This is a genomic window from Maricaulis sp. MIT060901 (assembly GCF_047123815.1).
Taxonomy (GTDB): Bacteria; Pseudomonadota; Alphaproteobacteria; order Caulobacterales; family Maricaulaceae; genus Maricaulis.
Genome location: NZ_CP138920.1, coordinates 959,372 through 982,483, shown reverse-complemented (window position 1 = coordinate 982,483; position 23,112 = coordinate 959,372). Strand labels below are relative to the sequence as shown.

The window sequence follows — 23,112 nt, the reverse complement described above, 5'->3', positions numbered from 1 at the left end:
ATCCTGTTATCGGGCTGAAAAATCAGTAGGCGCGTTCGACCACGAAATCGGCCAGGTCTTCCAGGGCGGTGCGCCATTCATTGGCCGGGAAGCGCTGCAGTGCGACACGCGCGGCCCTGGCGTGGTCCTTGGCCTGTTTGACGGTGGCGTCGATCGACCCGTGTTTTTTCATATAGTCGAGCGCCTGCTCGAAATCGCCATCGCGCTGGTCCGTCTCGGCAATCACACGCTGCCAGAAGCTGGCTTCCTCGCCTTCGGCCTTGGCGATGCACAGCGCGACCGGAAGCGTCACCTTGCCTTCGCGGAAATCATCGCCGACCGATTTGCCCAGCTTGGAGGCGCGGCCGCCATAGTCCAGCGCGTCATCGACCAGCTGGAAGGCCAGGCCGAGCTCGCGGCCATAGGTTTCCAGCGCCTCTTCATCCGCGGCGTTGCGACCGGCGACAATGCCGGAGACCTGGGCGGCCGCGGCGAAGAGCGCGGCCGTCTTGGCGTCGATGATCTGCATGTAGGTGTCGACGGAGACCGAGGTGTCCTTGACGGCAGAGAGCTGGCGGACCTCGCCCTCGGCGATGGTGGAGGCGGCGGCAGACAGAACACCCAGGGCCTTCATCGAACCGGCTTCGACCATCAGCGAGAAGGAGCGGGCAAACAGGAAGTCGCCGACCAGCACGCTGGAGGCATTGCCCCAGATCAGGTTGGCGGCCGTCTTGCCGCGGCGCATGCCGCTCTCGTCGACCACATCGTCATGCAGCAGGGTCGCGGTGTGGATGAATTCCACGGCGGCGGCCAGCTTCATCACGCAGTCTTCGGTGTAGCCCAGCAGATTGCCGGCCGCGACGGTGATCATCGGGCGAACCCGCTTGCCACCGGCTTCGATCAGGTATTTGGCCAGTTCCGGGATCAGTTCGACATGGCTGTCCAGGCGCTCGAGGATAAGCGCATCGACACGACGCATGTCATCATAGGCCAGCTTGGCCAGGCGTTCCGCGGCATTGAGAGTGGGCACAGATTCCGGCACCGAAGTTTTTACGCTGACCATGCTGTCCACGCCGGTGCACCCCTTGCGACTGGAAGAAACACAGTGACAATAGAAATCCCGGGCAATCGCCGCAAGTAATGAAGGCGGTGGCAATTCAGCGCAGGAGGACAACTCTCTCGTGAAACAGGTGTTTAAAACCAATGATCCGGTGAAACTCTCCTTTGCGGAGTCGGTTTTGCGCGATGCCGGGATCGAGCCCGCGGTGCTCGATGAGAATACATCCAGCCTCTATGGCGGCGGACTTCCCTTTATCCAGCGTCGGATCATGGTGGTGGACGAGGATGAGCGCGCGGCCCTGGCGGCCCTGCAGGCCGCGTTCGAGGATGCCGGTCAGTCCATGAAGGACTGAGATCTCTATGCGAGAGACCAACACCAACACGCTGCTGGGCGGGCAGGTGCTGATGCACCAGCCGGTCAGGGGCTATCGCGCCGGCATGGACGCGGTGATGCTGGCCGCCAGCCTGTCGGCCAGGCCGGGCGAGCATGTGGTGGAGTTCGGCTGTGGTCCCGGTGCAGCGTTGCTATGCGCGGCACGGCGGCTGGAGGGTGTGCGTTTCACCGCCTGGGAGGTCGAGGAATGGGCGGCGGAGCTGGCGCGCCGTAACCTTGCCGAAAACGGGCTGGCTGACCGAGCCGAGGTTCATTGCGGTGACATCGCTGATCTGCCGGCCGAGCCCTTTGCCAGCCAGGTCTTTTTCAATCCACCCTTTTTCGATGACCCGGATGCCCTTCGCCATCCCGAACCGGAAAAACAGCGCGCCTGGCTGTCCGGCGACACGCCCCTGCCGCTGTGGGTGAAGATGGCGGCACGCATCATCAAGGGGCAGGGCTATCTGACCATTATCCATCGCGCCGATGCCTTGCCCGCGATCCTGTCGGCGACCGAACGGGCCTTTGGCTCGGTGCTGATCAAGCCGATCCAGCCGCGACCGGACCGTCCGGCCAAACGGGTGATCGTACGCGCACGCCGCGGAGGTCGTGGTCCCGCCGTGCTCTTGCCGCCCTTGATCCTGCACGACGAGACCGGCCGCCAATACAGCGAAGAGGCACAGGCCGTCATGGCCGGCGCGCCGCTGGTCCTGGATTAGCCCCTTCATCGCCCTGAGCCGATATCTTCCCCTCTGGGGAAGTGCCGGAACGCTGTGGAGGCGAAGGGGGCGAGCGCAGCGAGCCTGCCTCAGCGCTGGCGCGCTTCGGCCCCTCCACCGCTTCGCGGTCCCCCTCCCCGGTGGGGAGGATTTCAAACGGGGTGAGGGGGCAAGGCCACACATCTTCCGCAGTGCAGCGAAACAAGGTCTGAGTGCTTGATTACAAAGGCGGGCACGCCTAGTGTCGCGACGAACTCGAGTAACGCCTTTCCCGCCGGGATATCCTTACATGGCTGACCAATCCGCACCCTCCTTCCAGGACCTGATCCTCCGTCTACAGGCTTATTGGGCCTCGCATGGCTGCGCCATCCTGCAGCCTTATGATGTCGAGGTGGGCGCGGGCACGCTGCATCCGGCCACGACCCTGCGCTCGCTGGGGCCGCGCCCGTGGAAAGCGGCGTATGTGCAGCCCTCGCGCCGTCCGGCAGATGGTCGTTTCGGCGAGAACCCGAACCGCCTGCAGCACTATTATCAATTCCAGGTGCTGCTGAAGCCGTGCCCGGCCAATATCCAGGATCTCTATCTCGGCTCGCTCGATGCCATCGGTGTCGACCGCAAGCTGCATGATGTGCGCTTTGTCGAGGATGACTGGGAAAACCCGACCGTGGGCGCCTGGGGTCTGGGCTGGGAAGTCTGGTGTGACGGTATGGAAGTCAGCCAGTTCACCTATTTCCAGCAGGTTGGCGGGCTGGATGTCGATCTCGTCTCCGGCGAGTTGACCTATGGCCTGGAACGCCTGGCGATGTATGTGCAGGGCGTGGAGAATGTCTACGACCTCGATTTCAACGGCGCCGGCATGAAATACGGCGACGTCTTCCAGGAGGCCGAGCGCCAGTATTCCGATTTCAACTTCAACCACGCCGATGTCGAGATCCTGACCCGCTGGTTCGAAGAGGCGGCCGATCAGTGCAAGGCACTGCTGGCGCTGGACAAGCCTTTGCCGCTGCCGGCCTATGACTTTGCACTCAAGGCCTCGCACCTGTTCAACCTGGTCGATGCGCGCGGCGCTATTTCCGTGGCTGAACGTGCCAGCTGGATCGCCCGTGTGCGCGAACTCGCCAAGGGCTGTGCCGAAGCCTGGGTCGCCAGCGAACGCGCGGCGCTGGAGAAATCCTCATGAAACTCCCCATGCGCGGCGGTTGTCAGTGTGGTGCGATCCGGTTCGAGATTACCGAGCGGCCGCTGACGCTGTATTGCAATCACAGCGAGGCCAGCCAGCAGGAGACGTCGTCGGCGTTTTCCATGTCGCTGCTGGTGCCGCGTGAAGGCTTCAAGTTTCTCAAGGGCGGACCGACCGCGTTTGAGATCAAGAAGGAAAGCACGGCGAAAAAGCCCAAGATGGGCCTGTTCTGCGACAAATGCGGAACGCGCATCGCCAATGATACCCAGGGCAATCCATCCCTGTCCGTGCGCGCCAGCTGTCTGGATGATCGTGCCCAGCTGCGTCCGGTCGGGCATATCTGGGTGAAGTCGGCCCAGGACTGGGTGGTCCTGCACGAAGATGACCTGATCTACGAAGAAGCCCCCGATGATGGCTATTACGCCCTCATGGAGCGCTGGGCCGCACAGGAGCACGCCTGATGCCGGAGCAGGCCATGCCAGCGATGAGCTTTCCCCGGGAAGGCGGGTGCCAGTGCGGCGGCGTGCGTTACGCCGTGACGTGTGAGCCGACGGCGCTGTATTGTTGTCACTGTACCAATTGCCAGGCCCAGGGCGGTAGCGCCTTTGCCATGTCCATGCTGGTCCCGCGCGACGGGTTTGCCTTCATCAAGGGCGAGCCGAAACGCTTTGATTTTGTCGCTGACAGCGGCAATGGAAAAATCGGCTGGTGCTGTCCCGATTGCGGGGTCCGCCTGATGCACGATACCGAAGGCCGCGACAGCATCACCGTGCGTGCGGGCACGCTGGATGGTGCAGGCGAATTGCGGCCGGTCGGTCATATCTGGACGCGCAGCGCCCAGGCCTGGATGAAATTCGACGAGACCGATCTGATCTATGAAAAGGCGCCGGAAGACGGTTATACGGCGCTGAAAGAAAAATGGGCGCACCAGCAAGCGTCTCTGGCAGGGTAACAATGTCCGATCTCCTTTTCGAAATTTTCTGCGAGGAAATTCCCGCTGGCATGCAGGCCAAGGCTGGCAAAGACCTGGAAGCTGCCATGGTCAAGGCGCTGGGCGAGGCCGGTCTCAAGGCCGCTGAAACCGCATCCTATGTAGGTGCGCGTCGCCTGGTCGTGACCATGTCCGGCCTGCCGGCCAAGGCCGAGGATGTGCGCGAGGAGCGAAAGGGCCCGCGTGTGGGCGCGCCGGACAAGGCGGTTGAGGGTTTCCTGCGCGGCGCGGGTCTGGACAGCCTGGACGCCTGCGAACAGCGTGAAGACAAGAAGGGCGCGTTCTGGGTCGCCCTGATCGACAAGCCGGGGCGCCAGACGACGGACGTGCTGGCCGATGTCATTCCGGCCATCCTGTCGAACTTCCACTGGCCGAAATCCATGAAGATCGGTGAGGGCGAAAAGGCCCAGCGCTGGGTGCGCCCGATCCAGCGGATCCTGTGCGTGTTTGATGGCGCCGTCGTGCCGGTCAAGGTGTTCGGCCTGGAGGCCGGCAATGAAACCGAGGGCCACCGTGTCGCCGGTCGTGGTCCGTTCACGGTCACGGGCTGGGATGACTACAAGGCGCAGCTGGAAGGCGAAGGCCATGTCACCATTGATGCGGAGGAGCGCAAGCGCCTGATCATGGATGGCGCGACGAAGGCTTGCGGTGATGCCGGTCTGGAACTGGTCGAGGACCAGGGGCTCTTGAACGAGGTGTGCGGTCTGGTCGAATGGCCGGTGCCGGTGCTGGGCGAGATGGATCCGGACTTCCTGGACCTGCCGCCGGAAGTCATCACCCTGACCATGAAGACGCACCAGAAATATTTCGCCGTGCGTGATCCAAAGACCGGTGCGCTGTCTGCGCATTTCGTGACGGTGGCCAACCAGCAGGCCCCCGATGGTGGTAAGGCCATCGCCGCGGGAAATTCCCGCGTGCTTTCCGCGCGCCTGTCTGATGCCCGTCACTTCTGGGACAATGACCGCAAGACGCCGCTCTCCGAGATGGCGGATCAGCTCTCCAAGATCACCTTCCATGAAAAACTGGGCACGGTGGCGGACAAGGTCGACCGCGTCGCCGCGCTGGCCCGCGAGCTGGCTCCGGTCGTGGGAGCTGAAGCTCATCAAGCCGCGTCTGCGTCTCGTCTGGCCAAAGCGGACCTTGTCTCCGAGATGGTCTATGAATTCCCCGAGCTTCAGGGGCGATGGGCCGGTATTACGCGCTCGAACAGGGCGTGGAAGCAGCGGTCGCTGACGCCATCAAGGCCCACTACAAACCGCAAGGCCCGTCTGACGAAGTCCCGGTCGAGCCGGTTTCCGCGGCCGTGGCACTCGCCGACAAGCTCGACACGCTGGTCGGTTTCTGGGCCATCGACGAAAAGCCCACCGGTTCCAAGGACCCGTTCGCCCTGCGCCGAGCGGCGCTGGGTGTGATCCGTATTCTGCTGGAGGGCGGCTTCCGTCTGCCTTTGACCAGCTTCAACGGTCCGAATAATGGCAGCTACTCTCTTCAGATGGCGACAGGTCGAGTATTCTTCGATGCGATCCATTTTGCCTCAAAGCGCGGTGATGAAGCGCTAGCTTTGAAACTGGCGAAGGCAGCGGGCGCAGAGCACGAGCTGGAGAACATCCGAAATGGAGAGATGGCTGGTTGTGACCTGTATCATGTTCCATACCAGTTTGGTTTTGGTGATGAGACTATTGCATCGCTCCTCGCCTTCTTCGCAGACCGCCTGAAAGTCCACCTGCGCGATGAGGGCATCCGCCATGATGTCATCGACGCTGTGTTCGCACTTGGTGATGACGACCTCGTCCGTGTGACCGCGCGGTCGCGGGCGCTGCAGGCTTTCCTCGATACCGAAGATGGCACCGCGCTGCTGGCCGGGTTCAAGCGGGCGTCGAATATTCTCAACAAGACCGAGGACATGCCGGAAGGCCATCATGATGCCGATGCCGCTGTCGAGGATGCCGAGACCGCGTTGATGGCAGCGCTGGCCGACGCCGGCCCGAAAGCCAAGGCCGCGCTCGAGGCTGAAGACTTCACGGCCGCGATGGCAGCCCTGGCCATGTTGCGCGCGCCGATTGACGCTTTCTTTGACACGGTCACTGTAAATGCCGATGACGCAGGCCTGCGTCGCAACCGACTTCTACTTCTTTCCGATATCCGCGAGGCGATCTCTTCCGTCGCCGATTTCAGCCGGATTGAGGGTTAGCTGGGGACAAAAGCAAATGAACGCTGACACGAAATGGGTCTACGCCTTTGGCGGTGGCAATTCCGAAGGTGAAGCCGGCATGCGCGAGCTGCTCGGTGGCAAGGGTGCCAACCTCGCCGAGATGGCCAAGCTGGGCCTGCCGGTCCCGCCGGGTTTCACCATCACCACCGGTGTGTGTACCGCGTTCTATGAAAATGACCGCCAGTATCCCGGCGAACTGAACGGCCAGGTCGAGGCTGCGCTGGCGCAGCTGGAAGCCGCCGTCGACAAGAAGTTCGGCGATCCGGCCAATCCGCTGCTGGTCTCGGTCCGCTCGGGTGCCCGCGCCTCCATGCCGGGCATGATGGATACGGTGCTCAATCTGGGCCTCAATGACGAAACCGCGGAAGGGCTGGCCCAGCTCTCCGGTGATCGTCGGTTCGCCTATGACAGCTATCGCCGTTTCATCCAGATGTATTCCGACGTCGTCATGGGCGTGGATCACGGCATTTTCGAAGACATCCTGGAGAGCTTCAAGGAAGAGAATGACTACTCCCTGGATACCGAGCTGACGGCGGAAGACTGGGAAACCATTGTTCGCGAATACAAGCAGGCTGCGGCCAGCGAGCTGGGCCGGGACTTCCCGTCCGACCCGCGCGAACAGCTGTGGGGCGCCATTGGCGCTGTCTTCGGTTCGTGGATGACCGATCGCGCCAAGACCTATCGCAAGCTGCACGATATCCCGGCCAGCTGGGGCACCGCCGTCAATGTCCAGGCTATGGTGTTTGGCAATATGGGCGAGACGTCTGCGACCGGCGTGGCCTTCACGCGTGACCCGTCTACCGGCGACACCGGCTATTACGGCGAATTCCTGATCAACGCCCAGGGCGAGGACGTCGTGGCCGGCATCCGTACGCCGCAATGCCTGACCGAGGCGATGCGCGAGAAGATGGGAGATCCGTCACCGTCCATGGAACAGGCCCTGCCGGAGAGTTATGCCGAGCTGGCCGCGGTGTTCGACAAGCTCGAGCGCCATTATCGCGACATGCAGGATATCGAGTTCACGGTCGAACGCGGTCGCCTGTGGATGCTGCAGACCCGGAACGGCAAGCGCACCGCCAAGGCCGCGCTGAAAATCGCTGTCGACATGGCCAGCGAAGGCCTTATCTCCGAGACTGACGCGGTGATGCGTGTAGACCCGGCCCAGCTGGACCAGCTGCTGCACCCGACACTCGATCCGGAAGCCACGCGTGACGTGCTGACCGCCGGTCTGCCCGCCTCGCCGGGCGCGGCTTGCGGCGCCGTCGTGTTCGACAGTGACGAGGCAGAAGCGCGTGCCAAGGATGGTGAGAAAGTCATTCTCGTGCGCATCGAGACCTCGCCGGAAGACATTCACGGCATGCATGCCGCTGAAGGCATTGTCACCGCGCGCGGCGGCATGACCTCGCACGCCGCTGTCGTGGCGCGTGGCATGGGGCGTCCCTGTGTCTCCGGCGCCGGCCAAATCAAGATCGATTATGCTAGCAAGCAGTTCACGGTTGGGCGCCGCACCATCACCGATGGCGAGATCATCACCATTGATGGCGCCTCCGGCCAGGTGCTGTTTGGCGAAGCCAAGATGATCAAGCCGGAATTGACCGGTGATTTTGCCAAGCTGATGAGCTGGGCAGACGCGTCGCGCCGCATGAAGGTCCGTACCAATGCGGAAACCCCGGCGGATTGTCAGACGGCGGTCGAGTTCGGTGCCGAGGGCATCGGCCTTTGCCGGACTGAGCACATGTTCTTTGATGCCGACCGCATCGCGGCGGTGCGCGAGATGATCCTTTCCGATGGCCAGGACGGCCGCGTGACGGCGCTGGACAAGATCCTGCCAATGCAGCGCGATGACTTCAAAGCCATCTTCCGAATCATGGAAACCCGTCCGGCCACGATCCGCCTGCTGGATCCGCCGCTGCACGAATTCCTGCCGCACACCGAAGAGGATGTGGCCGATGTTGCTGCGGCGACCGGCCTGCCGGCGGATCTGCTGATGCAGCGCGCGCGGGACCTGGCGGAAAGCAATCCGATGCTGGGCCATCGCGGCTGTCGACTGGGTATCACCTATCCGGAAATCTACGAGATGCAGGCCCGCGCCATTTTCGAAGCCCAGGTGGCTGTCGAAAAGGAAACCGGTGTGAAGCCGGTGGCCGAGGTGATGATCCCGCTGGTCGCGACCTCTGCCGAGCTGGCCATCCTCAAGGCGCGTGTCGCGGGCGTGGCCCAGGCCGTGGCCGAGGAAACCGGCGGTCAGCCGCAATACCTGATCGGCACCATGATCGAGCTTCCGCGTGCGGCCCTGCGTGCGGGGGATATCGCCCATGATGCGGAATTCTTCTCCTTCGGCACGAATGATCTGACCCAGACGACCTTCGGCCTGTCGCGCGATGATGCCGGCAAGTTCCTGGGCGATTACCTGGAAGCGGGTATTTTCGAGAAAGACCCGTTTGTCTCGCTCGACAAGGACGGGGTCGGAGACCTCGTGCGAATCGCTGCGGAACGGGGTCGGGCCACCCGTGAAGGCCTCAAGCTGGGTATCTGCGGCGAGCATGGCGGCGACCCGTCCTCCATTGATTTCTGTGAGGAAACGGGCCTGGATTATGTGTCCTGTTCGCCATACCGCGTGCCAATTGCGCGTCTGGCGGCCGCTCAGGCACGCCTTCGCCGCCAGTCTTAAGTGGTTGATAAAAAGTAAAGAAACGGATCGCTTCTTTCGGGAAGCGATTCATTTCATATTTGTAAGCCTACGTGGTGCTTGACCATTATGGTCCGGCCCAATAGGAAGGCGCGCTAAATTCATGGAAGATTCATTGCAATTTTTCATGATAGGCGCGTCGAGACACGATGCGGCTAAGTTAACGAGATGAGTTCGATAGAGCGCATGGATATGGACACGGCACGCAGCCAGCAAAAGCAGGTCGCGACAGCAATTCACTTGCTGGCGATGCTGCTGTTGTGCGCCGCCATGGTCCTGGCCATGAATGTCGCCTCGACCCGCGCTCGCGTCCAGGACGAGAACCTGGCCGTCATGGCGCTGGCGTCTCGCTACCTCGAGGCCACAGAAGTCAACGACACCGAGCAAGCGGGTCTGATCGCCATGGGCGCCCTGCAGCTGGTTGCCGACCGCGACAATGGTGTGCGCATCGATTCGCGTTCACTCGCCGCGCTGCGGACCTTCGATTTTGCGCATTTCGATGATGCCCGCCTGCAGGCCAATGAGCTGAACTGCCTGTCCGAAGCGATCTATTACGAGGCGCGCAGCGAGCCGCGTGATGGCCAGGTGGCTGTGGCCCAGGTTGTGATGAACCGCCAGGCGAGCCGCTATTATCCCGGTTCGATCTGCGGTGTTGTCTACCAGGGTTCCGAGCGCCGCACCGGTTGCCAGTTCTCCTTCACCTGTGACGGTTCCATGGATCGCGCGCCGCGCGGTCGTGCCTGGACGCGCTCCCAGGAAGTGGCCCTGCATGTCTATATGGGCTTCCGCCCGGACAATACGCGTCGCGCGACGCACTATCACACGGTCGCCGTTGACCCGATCTGGAATGACACGCTGATCCGCACCCGCACGATCGGGACGCACATCTTCTACCGCAACCCGACCACGCGTGAGCGTCTGGCCGGTGCGGTCCAGGATCGCGACGCCTAAGTCACCGTTCGAATTCATCTGGTCGGACCCGTGATTCCCGGTAAATATGCTGGAATGACCCAGACACCTCCCGAACCGCTAGAGCTCTCACCCGCTGTCCAGCTGAACATCAATCTGCGCGGGCTTCCCTTGTCTGCAACGCTGGAGATCAATGAACGATCTGCAGCGCTCCAGGCCGAGGGGCGGGAGGTCTTTCGGCTGGGGCTGGGGCAATCGCCCTTTCCGGTGCCGGAACGCCTGCGCCAGGCGCTGGCAGACAATGCCCACCAGAAGGACTATCTGCCGGTCCAGGGCCTGCACAAGCTGCGGGCCTCGATCTGCGGCTATCTCAAACGCACCCAGGACCTCAATTTCGACCCCGAGGACATTCTTGTCGGGCCGGGCACCAAGGAGCTGATGTTCCTGGTCCAGATGGCCTATTACGGTGATCTGGTCATTCCGACACCCAGCTGGGTGTCCTACGCCCCGCAGGCGCATATTCTCGGCCGGCCGATCACCTGGCTGGCGACCGAGATCGAGAACGGACTGGGTGTGACCGGGGGAGCCTTGCGTGAGCTCTGTGGTGACGATCCTGCACGGCCGCGCCTGATGATCATCAACTCGCCGGGAAATCCCACCGGGACGGCCTATGCGCCGGAAGCGCTCGACGAGATTGCCGGCGTGGCGCGGGATCACCGGGTCCTGGTGCTGTCGGACGAGATTTATGGTGGCGTCCAGTTTGACGGGCAACACGCCTCGATGGCGCGACATTATCGCGGTGGCACGATCATTTCCGACGGCCTGTCCAAATGGGCCGGGGCAGGGGGCTGGCGGCTGGGTTTCTTCGCCTTCCCGAAATCACTGGCCTGGTTGCGCGAGGCGATGTCGAGTGCAGCGAGCGAGACTTACACCTCCGTCTCCGCACCCATCCAGCACGCGGCCTGTGTTGCGTTTGACGGTGGCGAGGATATCGAGGCCTATCTGGCGGGCTCGCGAACCGTGCTGGCGGCGCTGGCCGATTATGTCAGCACGCGCCTGACCGGTGCCGGGGCCGAGCTCAATGCCATTCGCGGCGGGTTTTACGCCTTCCCCAATTTCGAACGCCTGCGCGACAAGCTTGCCGCGCGTGGCATCACCGACAGCCGCACCCTGTGCGCCCGCATGCTCGATGATACCGGCGTGGCGACACTGCCCGGCATTGCCTTCGGGCGTCCGGAAAGCGAGCTCTCCCTGCGCCTCGCCTTTGTCGATTTTGATGGCGGCCCGGCCCTGGAGGCGGCGGCCAGCGGATTGGCGCTGGACCGGGACGGCCTGCGAAAAATCGCCCCGAATGTCATCGAGGCGATCGATCGCATGGCCGACTGGGTTGCTGGCGATCAGGCGTGAGCCATTTGCGGCGGCAGGCATTTGCGGAAACCGTCAAACCCGCATAGCCGGGCATGCCAGCCGCGGATGGAGGATTGTTCCGGCTCGGCATCGGCCAGCGCCAGGTGAGCGATATTCGTGCCCGCAGCCAGATCCGCAATGCTCGGGTGTGAACCACCGGACAGCCAGTCATTGTCTTCCAGGCGTTCGGCCAGGATGGGCAGCAATTCCCTGAGCGATTTCCTGCCGCCGGCCAGTGCCGTCTCGTCTTTCATGTCACCGGCAAAAACCGTGTTGAACACGACTGCCGATACCGCCGGTCCGAAAAGCGCAGTGGTCCAGTCGAGCCACTGGTCGGTGGCGGCGCGCTGAACGAAATCGGTCGGATAGAAATTGTCCAGCCGGTGCCGGAAACACAGCCAGCGCAGGATCGCCCCGCTTTCCCACATCACCATGTCACCGTCCCTGAGTACCGGCACCTGGTGGTTCGGGTTCAGCTTGAGGAATTGCGGGGAGAGGTGTTCGGCCTCATCCAGCGCGACAATTCGCTGTTCATACGGGATATCGGCCATGTCCATCAGCGCTACGACGCGTCGGCCGTGTTGGGAAAACGGATGGGTGTAAAGCGTGCACATGCTGTCAAACTCCAGAAGGTCGCCCGGGAAACGCAGCTTGAATACGACAGCCCCCCTGACAGCATGACGACAGGATAGTTATTGTTAATGTGTTCCGTGGATATTCGCGTACTGGTATCGGACGTTCCGATAGCTCGCCTGTGGAGATAACATGGCAGTCGCCCCGATCGGTAAGGTTCCAGAACGTCTCTGGCTTTGCACGGCTGACAGTAATCGTACGCGCATCCTGTCCCGCGCCCTCGCCAAGGGCCTGGACATGACGGTGTATATGGGTCCGACCATGGACCAGGATGGTCCGGTTGCAATCATCGTCGCCGATGACGCCCACTCCGCCTATATTGCCCAGGCCAAGTCCAATGCGGCGCCCGGCCAGCGATCGATCCTGGTCACTGCCGGTGGCAAGCAGACGGCCCGTGCGGATATCTATCTGCCCGCTGATATTGATGCCGGCTCGCTGTCCAATGCCATTGCCGGGCTCAGCGCGTTCCGCGACCAGCAGCTCGCCATGGCGCGGGCCAAGATCGAGACCACAGGCGCTGCGCGTGTGATCGGTGATGCGGAGTTCCAGATCCAGACCCTGGCTGAAGCCCAGGAACTGGCTGTGTTTCTCTCCAGCGTAACACCGAAACCCTGCCAGACGGCGGTTGGCCTGTATTGTATTTTTGCGGCCGCGATCGAGCACGGGAACCTGGAATTCACCGCCGAGGAAAAGGCCCAGGGGCTGGCCGAGGGCAAGTGGTACCAGAAACTGGCCAAGCGCATGAGTGAACGTCTTTACGAGGGCCGCATGGTGAAGATCCGCTATCAGCGCGGCCGCCGCCTGATGTCCCTGCTGATCCAGGATGATGGCGAGGGCATTGACGCGGATACCGCGGAAATGGCCAATCCGACCCGCGGCGGTATCCGTGGCAAGCTGATCAAACTGTCCAAGGCGCTCGGGTTCGCCAATGTGAACTATGTCGGCATCGGCAATACCGTTGAAGCCACCATGGTCCTCCCGGATGCGGCCGCTGCCGCCAAACAGGCCGCGGTCGCCGGCGCACGCTGACAGTTTTCAGATCCTTGATGCAGTGAGATGAGTTGCGCTTCGAGCGCGGCGTGACCACTTGTGGGTGACATTCCCGGAGGAGACCCGAATGTCCATCACGCTTTCAGCCATCGCCCGCACCCAGCTCGACCAGGTTTACCGGGCGCTGGATATCATCCTTGAAAAGGCCACAACATATGCCGAGACGGCGGGTGTGGATGAGGCTGTGCTGGTCAATTGGCGATTGTCGCCGGACATGCTGCCCTTGATCCGTCAGGTGCAGCTGGTCAGTGATTTCACCGTCCGCGGCCTGTCGCGCCTGGCCGGTGTGGACCCGGTATCCCTGCCGGATGAGGAGACGAGCCTGTCCGATTTGCGGGCGCGCATCGACAAGGCGCGCGCCGCCGTGTGGGCGCTGGATGAGGGTGCCATCTCGGCTGATCCGTCCGCGGACATCACCTTTCCCGCCGGCAAGGATCGGACAATGACCCTGTCGCGTCAGGCCTATCTTCAGAACTTCATCCTGACCAATGCGCTTTTCTACGCCTCGACCGCCTATGCGATCTTGCGCAGCGTGGGTATCGAACTGGGCAAGGCGGACATTATGGGATTGCGGCAAAACTAGTGGTGCTAATAGTATGCCATTTCTAAATAGTTGAAAATAATATAATAATTGGAATATTTAGCGTGTTTTTAACCGCGTCCTGCGACCCAATGTGATGATCTTGTGACACTGGGAACGCGGGGTGGCGGAACCGCCCAGGCATGTCCAGGATGAGATCCGGGAGCGCTCGCACCGCGCACCCAGCTTCCAGATCAACCGCGCGCTGACGTTTAGTGTCCGCAACAGTCCCTTTCCGTGCGGATTGCTGGAGCTGGTCAACGACACGCTTGTGTTGCGAGCCATGAGTTCAGCGGCGACGATGACCTATCCCCTGCTGGGTCTGGTCGACCTCGATCAAGCTGTTGATGGCAAGCTCGGCCGGGACGCCGACCTGAATTTCCAGGAAATGAAACGAAGGGGTGTTTTTGCCGGCGAGGCTGTCGGTGCGATCACGCGTGCCACAGTCAGTCGCAACGGTGTCACTGTCGTGGCTTAGACCTCCTACACACCCTTCCGGCTGGACTATGATCGATGGTTGGCTCGGGCCGAGGTCAGCATTGTCGACGGGGGTCCGAACGCTGGCTACCAGTCGCGCGATGTCCGGGTGTTGCACGGGTGATTCGCCTGTTGTGGCTGAGTGGCACTGCGATTTCGTAACGCCGGCCTGCGCCGATATCCGCCAAGACACGCATGCCGCGTGATGCGGATCTGCGAATGCAACCATTCCGGGCAACATACTTTATAATACATTGAATTTGATGGGTGTGCTTGGCGGGTCGAAATCAGATCCCTATGGTTCCGCCGTGACTGAAACGCGCCTAATACCAGCGGATCTGCCGCTCTTCCCTCTGGCCGGGGTTGTTCTCCTTCCGGGAGAAACGCTGCATCTGAACGTGTTTGAGCCGCGCTATCTCAACATGATTGATGATGTGCGCCGTTCGGGAGGTTTCCTGGGCATTATCCAGACACGTCCCGGCGGGAGTTTCGAACGTCCGGGCCTGGCGCCGATTGGCTGTGTCGGCGAGATTACCGCCTTCGAGGAGACGGCCGACGGGCGTTACCTGATTGCACTGCACGGTCTGACCCGGTTCGCGCTCGGTGCAGAGCTGGGCGCGATCAAGCCTTATCGCGTGGCCAGCGCAGACTATGCCGGTTTCAAGGAAGATTTGCGTGATCATCATGAACCGCATGTCGATCGGGAGGCCTTCCTGCACCTTCTGCTGACCTGGTTACAGACCGAGGGCCTGTCCATCGATCGGACCAGCCTGGAGGCTGCGCCCATCTCGACCCTGGTCAATCAGCTGACAATGAAAGGGCCGTTCTCTGGCGGGGAACGCCAGGTCCTGTTGACGGCCCAGACAATCGAGTCCCGTCTGGAACTGATCGAGGACATTATCGCGGCGAGGCTTGCGGCTTCGGCATCCGGTCCCCTGCACTGATCCCGGGATTTCAGACACAAAAAAGCCCGGACGCTTTAGCACCCGGGCTCTTTTTCATTCAGCTGTGTACTACTGGACGCGTTCGACCGAATAGCCGCGCTGGGTCAGCATGTTCGGCACGCCATTCTCACCGACCAGGTGACCGGCGCCCACGACGATGACCGCACTGCCGGAGCCGGCCATCAGGGTCTCGATCTGGTCTGCCCAGTTCACATTGCGGTTGAGGATGAGGACGTCATAGACCTCCTGGTCCGTCTCGCGCATGCCGTCATGGAAGATCTGGTCCAGGGCACTGACATCACCGGCTTCCCAGGCATCAACCAGCTCGTCCAGGGCGGTGGGGTTTTCTTCCATCTGTTCCATCGTGACGCGCAGGAAGTCGACCTGGATGTCCTGGGACAGACCTGCAAAGAAGCCAAACTGATCGGCATAGGTCTCGAAATAGCGCTCGCGGCTGTCATCGGTCTCGCCGGCCAGCGTCGGCTCAACACCGGACATCGGGTCATATCCCTGGCCCTGTAGCGCCATCATCGACAGCGAGATGCTGACCAGCCAGGGCTGGAGCGGATCCAGCTGCGCCGGCGGCAGGCCGTATTGAGTGGCGATGCGGGCGAGTTGCTCGTTTTCCTCGGTGCTCAGCATGCCACGCAGCGGCTGACCCGGCTGGTTGAGGCCATATTGCGGGATCAGCGCCTGACTGGCGGCCTGGGCCTCGGTGGTCATCGGAAGTTCGAAATAAATCTCGTCGGCACTGGAGAGCGCGCTGTCCAGCGCGTCGGTACGCCACTGGGTGGTCGGTTTGAGCACATGGACCGAGCCGAACAGGTAGATCTCGCTGTCCGCATCGCTGACGCGCCACATGGCCGGATCCGCAAGCGCGGCACTCGACAGGGCAAGCGAAGCCGCCAGCCCGAGCACAAGTTTTTTCATTCTTGATGTCTCCCAATAAACCTCGCACCCCGCGAGGCATTCGAGGTTGAACTAACACAAGGGCAGTATAAAGGCCGAGGGGGAATGTCCGGTTGAGTGTTCCCGGTCACCGCCGTCGCAGGCAGGCGCAATTGGGCAGCTCACGGGCACACAGCTGGTCGAGGAAATCGTCGATGGCCTCGCTGACAAGACTTTGCTGCGATCGTTCCAGCTGCACCGAGGCCAGGCGGACCCGGCGTCGCTGTTCATCGGTCAGGCGAACCGTCGTCTTGTGGCGCGCCTGTCGCGGATGGGATTTCAGTTCGCTCACCTGCGGGGCCGCCTGCCGTTCTGGCGGGGGAGGCGACTGAACGGTGGAGGCAGGCTCGCACTGCGGCGGCCTGGGCACTTCGGCATGTTCGGGGAGGACGGCGCCGATCTGGGTGACCGGGGCAGGTTGGGCTTCTCCTTTGCGGGCAAGCAATCCCGCATGCAGGCTGGCGTATTTCGGCATGTATCCTATCCCGATGCGTTCAGACGGCGACCAAAGGGTTGGCGGGCAACCAGGCGGCGTTCGGGCCGGCCCGGCGGTGGGCCACGGTCCTCGGTCCGGCGTTCATCACCATCCCAATCCCCGCTGACATCGCCGAAACGGTGACTGGTTGGAGGCGGCGCGGTGTCTTCGCTTGCGCTCGGGGGCTCGGCACTCTGCGTCAGCGCCGCCTCTGCAGCTTCCTGCCCGGCACGTTGCAGGTTGGACAACGCCTTGGGCACAGGGGAAAGAATGCTGTCCTCGAAAGTCTTGCTCGGGTGATCGATCAACTCGCTTGGATCGCCCCGCATGCGGGTCAGGCGTTCGTCCAGATAGGCCCACAGCTGGGCAACTTCGCTGGCCGAGCGACCGGACGGGTTGGCTTCACCCACGGTGCGCCCATCAATCATGGAGGCTGCGAAATCAACACGATGATGAAGCGTGACGGGCGCTACGGTTCCGTGCTGGGAAAGCGCTATGGCAGTCTCGCCGGTGATCCGCGCCCGGGCCGTGGCCGAATTGACGACAAAGATCAGTGGTTTGTTCTGGTGCTGGACAATGTCCACGGTCGGACCAACCGCGCGCAGGTCATGCGGGCTTGGGCGCGTGGGCAGGATGACCAGGTCAGCATGGGTCACAACTTCGGAAATCATGGAGGTCACGGCCGGCGGTGTGTCGATGATGATCAGCCTGTAGCCGGCATCCGACAGCGCCTGGATGTCGCGCGACAGGTCCGGCACCGAGACATGGGCAAAGGCCGGTTCATGCGCCTCTCGCGCATTCCACCACTTGGCCATCGAGCCCTGGGGGTCTGTATCGATGATTGCGACGGGTCCGGCGCCGGACAATTCGGCTTCGACTGCGACGTGGGCAGAAACAGTCGTCTTGCCGGACCCGCCTTTCTGGGATGCAAACACAACCACCTGGGCCTGGGGGAGGAGTGCCTTTGGGTTCATGTTGTTTCCCTCTGCAAGCCGGAGCGTGAATTCGCCCCGTGTCGACAATGAAAGCCGACATGTCTTGCCCAGCCGCTAAACCCCTCCCGGTAAATTAATGAAATTAATAAGGAAAATTTGACGCTAAACGTTCGCGTCCCTCGGGGCAGGCGCTAAGTCATTCCCCGGTGACGGATATTTCTGACTCTCCCAAGCTCGTTATTGCTTGGGTGGAGCTGGAGAAAATCGTGAGAACCCTGACATCAATCATCGCCATTGCGGCTGCGACAGGATTGACGGCAAGTGTGGCTGCACAGGACCGCGAAGCCGAATTTCATGCCCTGATCGAGGCCAATACCCACCGTATCGCCTGGGATGGCGAACAACTCACCGGGGCGGGGGCCGAATGGCTCGCCTCGGAAATCGAGGTGGCGCATTACTTCATGATCGGTGAGCGCCATGCGACCGCCGACGTGCCGGAGATAGCCGCACATCTGTTCGAGCTCGCCGCCGCGGACGGTTATAGTCACGCCGTGCTGGAAATGGGCCCGATCATGGGTGCGGAGCTCAACAGTTTTCTTGAGGCAAACGGGGCGGATGCCCTGGCGGGCGCGCTGCAGGATCCTGTCTTCCGTGACGCGATGGCCCTTCTCAGCATGGAGGAAGAGCAGGAATTCGTTGCAGATGCCTATCGGGCCGGATTGCAGATTGCCGGTCTGGACCAGGAATTCATCTTATCCGGGGAATACCATCTGAGACGCCTTGAGGCCGGGGTGCAGACAGATGCCCAGCTTGACGCGGTCAATGCGCTGCGAACGGTGGCCGAGGGCGAACAGTATTTCGTGGGCGCCGCCGATCCCGCGCTCTACGAGGCACTCGAGGCGGCTTTTGCCGGTCACGCAGATTCAGGACTGGCAGATACGGCCGAGGCGCTGCGCATCACCAATGCGATCTATCGCCCCTTCCTGGTCGGCGGACCGACAAGCTGGTCAAATGTCGAGCGAGAGAACTACGTCAAGACGAACTGGTACTGGATGAACCAGGAGTTGGCGGCGCCGGGCGAGCCAGGGCCGCGCATGACGTTCAAGTGGGGTGGTTTGCATTCTGGTCCCAGTATCGACAGTCACGCGCGCATCTCGCTGGGCACCTTCATCGAGGACTGGGCGACCGTGCATGGTGTCACCTCGTTCAATCTCGGGATGGATTGCAATGCCGGGGAAAGCCTGTCCACCGGTGGCATGGAGCACGTTCCGCAGGCCTGTGTGAGCTGGTTCCTGTCCGCAGGCGGTGGTCAGAACGCCACGGCGGGTGCAGATGATCAGACCTTCTCGCGCCATCTGCAGGGGGTTGAGGAAATCGTCCTCATTGACTTCCGTCCCGTGCGCGAGCGCTTGCGCGAGTGGCGGTTCCTGAGCCAGGGCGAGCGCAACATGATTGCCGGATATGATGTCTATATGGCGATCCCGGGTACCCGGACCGCGACCATGGCGGGCTCGGAGTAGAGGCTTGTGGAGGCCTGAAAGCTCAGGCCTCCACCCATTTCCCGATCAGGGTTTTCAGGTGGATCAGCATCCCGCCCAGCATGGCGAGGAAGAAGACCCAGATCTTGGGGCCGCCGAGCGTCAGGGCGGCGATGGCCGGTCCCGGACACAGTCCGACAAGCCCCCATCCCATGCCGAACATGACCGCCCCGACTGCCAGCTTGCGGTCGATACTGTTGTCACACGGGATCTGGTAGTTCTGTTCGAACAGTGGTGCGGGCCGCATCCAGGCCAGACGATAGCCGCCGGCGGTGACCAGCAGGGCGCCGCCCATCACGAACACCAGGCTGGGATCCCAGTTTCCGAGAATGTCGAGAAAGGCCAGCACCTTGGCCGGGTTGACCATTTGCGAGACCGTCAGGCCGAGACCAAAGACGAGACCGGCGAGGCCGGCTGCAATATTGCGTTCCATTTCAGCCTCCCATCGCCAGCCGCAACACGGTGACGGTCACCATGCCCGCCCCCATGAACATGGCCACGGCTGCGAGGGAACGCAGGGACAGGCGCGACAGTCCGCACACGCCGTGCCCGGAGGTGCAGCCGGAGCCAAGCCGCGTGCCGACCCCGACGAGCAGGCCGCCCAGGATGACCGCCCACCAGTCGGCCTGCATCAGGAAGGGCGGTGCATTGCCGGTGGACAGGGTGACCAGTAGGGGGGCGATGACCATGCCGCCGACAAACCACAGCCGCCAGGCCGTATCGCCCTGGCTGCGTGTCAGCAGCCCGCCGACAATGCCGCTGATCCCCGCGATGCGGCCATTGGCGCCCATCAGGATCACCGCCGCCAGGCCAATCAGCGCACCGCCTGCCAGTGCACTCCAGGGAGTGAAGTTTTCCATGCCCGCCTCCAGATTCGCTTGAGACGAATCTAGAGCGGGGCGCGCAGCAAGGCCAATCCGGTTCCGGCCTACTCCGGCGACTGGCTGGCCAGTTCGGCAAGACCGCTCTGTTCCAGGATCTCCAGCGGGTCTTCAAAGGTGAGCAGGGTTGCGATGGCCTCGGCCTCGTCTTCCGCGTTGTCCATGTAAGCTGTGACGATCTGGCGCCCCATCCAATAGCCCATTTCATAGGGCCAGCCTTCGGGCGCAGCGCGATAGTTGGCGTACCAGTTGCGCATCGTTATCTGCATCTCGTCTGACGCCTGGGCGTAGGGAGTGCCATTGGCGATTGCGGCGTTGAGCGTGGCACGGTCCTCGCTGAAGCGGCGCCACAGCATGTCCGCGTTCTCCTGGGCCCAGCTGTCCCGCTCGGCATCGGGGGCGACGCCGGTCACCCGCCAGGCGATATAGTCCGGGAAACCCTCGCGGATGGAGTAGGCAATCAGCGGGTCGATTTCGGTGGCGGCGGAACTGTGGACCTGGAAGGCATGCACGGTCTCGTGCGCAAACATGTGGCGATAGCGGGCGCGGATGTCAGTCTCGTCGTCCTCGATCGCGCAGATCACTTCCAGTCCCAGCACCTGGGCGTCCGCATCGGCCGTGCCGCCGGAATTGCCGGCGCCAAAGACCACATGAATGTCCGGCAGCGTCTCTTCCGGGAAGATCTCCTTGAGGCCTGCATAGATCCGGTTCAGCTCGTCATTGGAATCATCGGCCAGCGGCAGGCAGACATCGATGCCGCGCCGATAAAGCTCCGGCCGGGCCGCGATCACGCTGGCCAGGTGCCGGGCATCGCGAATGCGATGAGGGGTGAAAATTTCCACGCCGCGTCCCGCACCATCAAGATATCCCGCGCGCAAGTCATCAGCGGTCGGCGTGCCTTCGGTGGCTTCGAAAATCGCGGCAAAACGATGCGCGTCCACGGACTGGATCTCGTATTCCACTGTTGGCTCACTCTGGCAGGCGGCCAGCACTGCGACGGCAGCCAATGATGTCAAAATCCGGAGTTTCATGTCGTTCTCGAAAGTCGTCCCTGCCCGAACCTGTGCCGGGCTAGGCTGACCCTAGCGGTCCTCAACTTGCGGAAAATCAGGGAATGACAGGGCATGCGTCCCGCCCTTGCGCCGCGTCGTTTCGAAACTTGCGTGACAGGCGAGTGGATCCGTGGTGATCTAACCACAGGTCGAAGGGGGATGTGATGATCCGGTCCGTATTGCTGTCAGTATCCGCGCTCGCACTCATGGCCTGTACGCCGCAGGCGGCAGAAGAGGCCGAGCCGACGCCTGAGCCCGTTGCCGAGCCGGCGGCCGAACCCGTCGAGACAGCCGCTGCAGAGCCCGAGGCCGAGGCCGAGGAAACGGCTGAACCGGCTTCGGCGGAGGATGTGGACTTTTGCGCCCTGGATATCACGACCAGCTGGGAACCGGACGGGGTCGAGCCGCTGATCCAGCGTGGCACCACGCGCTGTGCCCAGCAGGGCGAGATCCTGATCACCCGCACCATCTATGATGCCGGCGGGCAGGAGCTCTATCGCGCGGATTATGTGACCGACCACATCATGACGCTCTCCTTCGACAGCGGCTTTGTCACCGAGCCGGCCGAGTTGCCGGCCGCCATCGAGGACTGGCTCACCGCCGGACCGGGCCGCAGCCGCACCAGCGAGCTGCCGCCCTACCAGGACACGGCAGAATTCCCCTTCATGTCCGGCGCGGATGGCCCCAACCAGCACGAGGCCTGGCGCAGCGGGGACTATCCGATGCAGTGTTATGTCCAGGGCATGGAAAGCATGAATTGTGTCGCCCTGGTCGAGGGCGAGATTGTCGAGCTGGGCTATCAGCTCTTCCCGGGCTAGCGGGTCACCACCAGGCGATAGCCACAGTCCAGGCTGTCCAGAGCCAGCAGGCCACCATACCGCTTCTCCCAGGCGCCACTCTCCAGATCAGACGCAAGCCGGGTGAGGGCGGGGGTGATGTCGCCGATTTTCCAGAAGGAGGAGATGCCGCCGCGCACGCGTTCGTCCAGATAGGCGGCGGGGCGTTTCCAGTAGGCGCACAGGAAACCGTCCACACAATCGCCCGGGATTTCGACCGGATGGATATCCACCGGACCCAGCACCTCGGCATAAAGCGACATGGCCGGCATCTGGTCCTCATCCAGGCTCACCAGTTCGGGGATATAGTCGGCCAGCCAGAAATCCGTGCGCGCGACATCAAAGGTCAGGATCACCACTGGCCCCCGACTGACCCGGCGCAGTTCGGCCAGCCCCTTCGCCTGGTCGCGCCAGTGATGCACCGTCAGCACCGCCATCACCGCCATCACCGCATCAAAACTGTTGTCGTCAAAGGGCAGGTCTTCCGCTACGCCCTGCACCACCTCGGCAGAACCCGGCGGGCGCTGGGCAATCATCTCGCGCGAGGGTTCCAGCGCCGTCACCTGTCGGTCCGTCGGCTCATACGACCCGGCACCCGCACCGACATTGAGCACTGTCCGCGCCTCGCCCAGCGCCGCGTGGATCGCCGCCTCGATACGCGGATCGGGCCTGCGCAATTGCGCGTAATCAAGACCGATCTTGTCATAGATGGCGCGATGCGACGCCGTCTCGCTCATGCCTAGCCCAGCCCCCGCACCAGGGTGAGGAATTCCAGCCGCGTCGCCGCCCGGCGATGTTCGGAAATGGCCTGGTAGTCCGCATCCGCATACCAGGCCCGCGCAGCCGCTTCGGAGGGAAACCGTGCCACGATCATCCGCCCCTCGCGCGGCGCCGCCCCCTCAAAGGTGAAAGGCGCATCGTCAAAGGTCAGGAATTCCCCGCCATGTTTCTTGAATATGGCGAAAAACCCCTTTTCGTACTCGCGATACCGCTCGCGATCCTCGATGACGAGATTGGCAACAATATAGGCGCAGGGCGCTGCGGTGGTGTCGGTCATGGACTCTCCCCTTGGTGGTCGGGGGAAGCTTAATCAGGTCAGTCGGCGGCGGCTAGATCGCGCGCCTATCTTCCCCTCCGGGGAAGTGCCGTAACGCAGTGAAGGCGAAGGGGGCGAGCGCAGCGAGCAGACCTCCGGGCTTCGCCCGACGGCCCCTCCGTCTCCGCCTTCGCCAAGGCTAGGGCGGA

General features: G+C 62.5%; 23 protein-coding genes and 2 pseudogenes. 15 read left to right on the top strand and 10 right to left on the bottom strand.

Annotation, left to right across the window (positions count from 1 at the left end; all coding sequences use genetic code 11):
• Nucleotides 1–22: 22 nt before the first annotated feature.
• Nucleotides 23–1,042, bottom strand: a complete 1,020-nt coding sequence (locus tag SIC17_RS05075) for a polyprenyl synthetase family protein (RefSeq protein WP_412546951.1) — start codon at nt 1,040–1,042, stop codon at nt 23–25.
• Nucleotides 1,043–1,160: 118 nt separating this feature from the next.
• On the opposite strand from SIC17_RS05075, the gene SIC17_RS05070 reads away from it, so the two are divergent.
• From SIC17_RS05070 to SIC17_RS05030, 9 genes and pseudogenes are all read left to right on the top strand, one after another.
• Nucleotides 1,161–1,391 carry a DUF2007 domain-containing protein gene (locus SIC17_RS05070; RefSeq protein WP_291894653.1) on the top strand — a complete coding sequence of 77 codons (231 nt, stop codon included), beginning with the start codon at nt 1,161–1,163 and terminating at the stop codon, nt 1,389–1,391.
• Nucleotides 1,392–1,398: 7 nt separating this feature from the next.
• Entirely contained in the window at nt 1,399–2,130 is a 732-nt protein-coding gene (locus SIC17_RS05065) for a tRNA1(Val) (adenine(37)-N6)-methyltransferase (RefSeq protein ID WP_412546573.1), read from the top strand.
• Between the two features lie 289 nt (nt 2,131–2,419).
• Nucleotides 2,420–3,310 carry a glycine--tRNA ligase subunit alpha gene (locus SIC17_RS05060; RefSeq protein WP_412546572.1) on the top strand — a complete coding sequence of 297 codons (891 nt, stop codon included), beginning with the start codon at nt 2,420–2,422 and terminating at the stop codon, nt 3,308–3,310.
• A complete protein-coding gene (locus SIC17_RS05055; protein ID WP_291894646.1) occupies nt 3,307–3,771 on the top strand; it encodes a GFA family protein in 465 nt (154 codons plus the stop codon). Before SIC17_RS05060 ends, SIC17_RS05055 begins: the two co-directional genes overlap by 4 nt.
• A complete protein-coding gene (locus SIC17_RS05050; protein ID WP_412546571.1) occupies nt 3,771–4,262 on the top strand; it encodes a GFA family protein in 492 nt (163 codons plus the stop codon). The genes SIC17_RS05055 and SIC17_RS05050 overlap by 1 nt, the downstream gene beginning before the upstream one ends.
• 2 nt (nt 4,263–4,264) lie before the next feature.
• Nucleotides 4,265–6,492: pseudogene (glyS, locus tag SIC17_RS05045) on the top strand (glycine--tRNA ligase subunit beta).
• Between the two features lie 16 nt (nt 6,493–6,508).
• The gene (ppdK, locus tag SIC17_RS05040) at nt 6,509–9,184 is read left to right on the top strand and encodes a pyruvate, phosphate dikinase (protein ID WP_412546570.1); all 2,676 of its coding nucleotides are present in this window, start codon (nt 6,509–6,511) and stop codon (nt 9,182–9,184) included.
• A gap of 204 nt (nt 9,185–9,388) precedes the next feature.
• Nucleotides 9,389–10,153 carry a cell wall hydrolase gene (locus SIC17_RS05035; protein WP_412546569.1) on the top strand — a complete coding sequence of 255 codons (765 nt, stop codon included), beginning with the start codon at nt 9,389–9,391 and terminating at the stop codon, nt 10,151–10,153.
• A gap of 54 nt (nt 10,154–10,207) precedes the next feature.
• Entirely contained in the window at nt 10,208–11,518 is a 1,311-nt protein-coding gene (locus tag SIC17_RS05030; RefSeq protein ID WP_412546568.1) for a pyridoxal phosphate-dependent aminotransferase, read from the top strand.
• On the opposite strand, the gene SIC17_RS05025 is transcribed toward SIC17_RS05030, so the two are convergent.
• The gene (locus SIC17_RS05025; protein WP_412546567.1) at nt 11,509–12,132 is read right to left on the bottom strand and encodes a glutathione S-transferase family protein; all 624 of its coding nucleotides are present in this window, start codon (nt 12,130–12,132) and stop codon (nt 11,509–11,511) included. The genes SIC17_RS05030 and SIC17_RS05025 overlap by 10 nt on opposite strands.
• Before the next feature lie 151 nt (nt 12,133–12,283).
• Here SIC17_RS05025 and SIC17_RS05020 point away from each other — a divergent pair, with 151 nt between their 5' ends.
• The 4 genes from SIC17_RS05020 to SIC17_RS05005 all read left to right on the top strand — a co-directional run bounded on the left by SIC17_RS05020 (nt 12,284) and on the right by SIC17_RS05005 (nt 15,202).
• Entirely contained in the window at nt 12,284–13,180 is an 897-nt protein-coding gene (locus SIC17_RS05020; RefSeq protein WP_412546566.1) for a hypothetical protein, read from the top strand.
• Nucleotides 13,181–13,268: 88 nt separating this feature from the next.
• The gene (locus tag SIC17_RS05015) at nt 13,269–13,784 is read left to right on the top strand and encodes a DUF1993 family protein (protein WP_412546565.1); all 516 of its coding nucleotides are present in this window, start codon (nt 13,269–13,271) and stop codon (nt 13,782–13,784) included.
• A 121-nt stretch (nt 13,785–13,905) separates the two neighbouring features.
• Entirely contained in the window at nt 13,906–14,259 is a 354-nt protein-coding gene (locus SIC17_RS05010; protein WP_412546564.1) for a hypothetical protein, read from the top strand.
• Nucleotides 14,260–14,521: 262 nt separating this feature from the next.
• Nucleotides 14,522–15,202: an LON peptidase substrate-binding domain-containing protein gene (locus SIC17_RS05005; RefSeq protein WP_412546563.1), complete on the top strand. Its 681-nt coding sequence runs from the start codon at nt 14,522–14,524 to the stop codon at nt 15,200–15,202.
• Between the two features lie 69 nt (nt 15,203–15,271).
• Here the strand turns inward: SIC17_RS05005 and SIC17_RS05000 are convergent, their stop codons facing one another.
• The 3 genes and pseudogenes from SIC17_RS05000 to SIC17_RS04990 form a co-directional block, all read right to left on the bottom strand.
• Nucleotides 15,272–16,132 carry a TraB/GumN family protein gene (locus SIC17_RS05000; protein ID WP_291894616.1) on the bottom strand — a complete coding sequence of 287 codons (861 nt, stop codon included), beginning with the start codon at nt 16,130–16,132 and terminating at the stop codon, nt 15,272–15,274.
• Nucleotides 16,133–16,238: 106 nt separating this feature from the next.
• Nucleotides 16,239–16,625 carry a hypothetical protein gene (locus tag SIC17_RS04995; RefSeq protein ID WP_412546562.1) on the bottom strand — a complete coding sequence of 129 codons (387 nt, stop codon included), beginning with the start codon at nt 16,623–16,625 and terminating at the stop codon, nt 16,239–16,241.
• A 329-nt stretch (nt 16,626–16,954) separates the two neighbouring features.
• A pseudogene (locus tag SIC17_RS04990) lies at nt 16,955–17,599 on the bottom strand (AAA family ATPase); the annotation flags it as partial.
• Nucleotides 17,600–17,826: 227 nt separating this feature from the next.
• Between SIC17_RS04990 and SIC17_RS04985 the strand changes: the two are divergent.
• Nucleotides 17,827–19,080, top strand: a complete 1,254-nt coding sequence (locus tag SIC17_RS04985) for a hypothetical protein (RefSeq protein ID WP_412546561.1) — start codon at nt 17,827–17,829, stop codon at nt 19,078–19,080.
• Nucleotides 19,081–19,102: 22 nt separating this feature from the next.
• Here the strand turns inward: SIC17_RS04985 and SIC17_RS04980 are convergent, their stop codons facing one another.
• The 3 genes from SIC17_RS04980 to SIC17_RS04970 form a co-directional block, all read right to left on the bottom strand.
• Nucleotides 19,103–19,531 carry a DUF6691 family protein gene (locus tag SIC17_RS04980; RefSeq protein WP_412546560.1) on the bottom strand — a complete coding sequence of 143 codons (429 nt, stop codon included), beginning with the start codon at nt 19,529–19,531 and terminating at the stop codon, nt 19,103–19,105.
• Nucleotide 19,532: 1 nt separating this feature from the next.
• A complete protein-coding gene (locus tag SIC17_RS04975) occupies nt 19,533–19,958 on the bottom strand; it encodes a YeeE/YedE family protein (protein ID WP_291894607.1) in 426 nt (141 codons plus the stop codon).
• A gap of 68 nt (nt 19,959–20,026) precedes the next feature.
• Entirely contained in the window at nt 20,027–21,010 is a 984-nt protein-coding gene (locus SIC17_RS04970; RefSeq protein WP_412546559.1) for a DUF2268 domain-containing putative Zn-dependent protease, read from the bottom strand.
• A gap of 185 nt (nt 21,011–21,195) precedes the next feature.
• Here SIC17_RS04970 and SIC17_RS04965 point away from each other — a divergent pair, with 185 nt between their 5' ends.
• The gene (locus SIC17_RS04965; RefSeq protein ID WP_412546558.1) at nt 21,196–21,849 is read left to right on the top strand and encodes a hypothetical protein; all 654 of its coding nucleotides are present in this window, start codon (nt 21,196–21,198) and stop codon (nt 21,847–21,849) included.
• Here the strand turns inward: SIC17_RS04965 and SIC17_RS04960 are convergent.
• On the bottom strand, nt 21,846–22,604 hold the full coding sequence (locus SIC17_RS04960) for a class I SAM-dependent methyltransferase (RefSeq protein WP_412546557.1): 759 nt from the start codon (nt 22,602–22,604) through the stop codon (nt 21,846–21,848). The two genes, SIC17_RS04965 and SIC17_RS04960, sit on opposite strands and share 4 nt — an antisense overlap.
• Nucleotides 22,605–22,606: 2 nt before the next feature.
• The gene (locus tag SIC17_RS04955; RefSeq protein ID WP_412546556.1) at nt 22,607–22,924 is read right to left on the bottom strand and encodes a DUF1330 domain-containing protein; all 318 of its coding nucleotides are present in this window, start codon (nt 22,922–22,924) and stop codon (nt 22,607–22,609) included.
• Nucleotides 22,925–23,112: the final 188 nt, after the last annotated feature.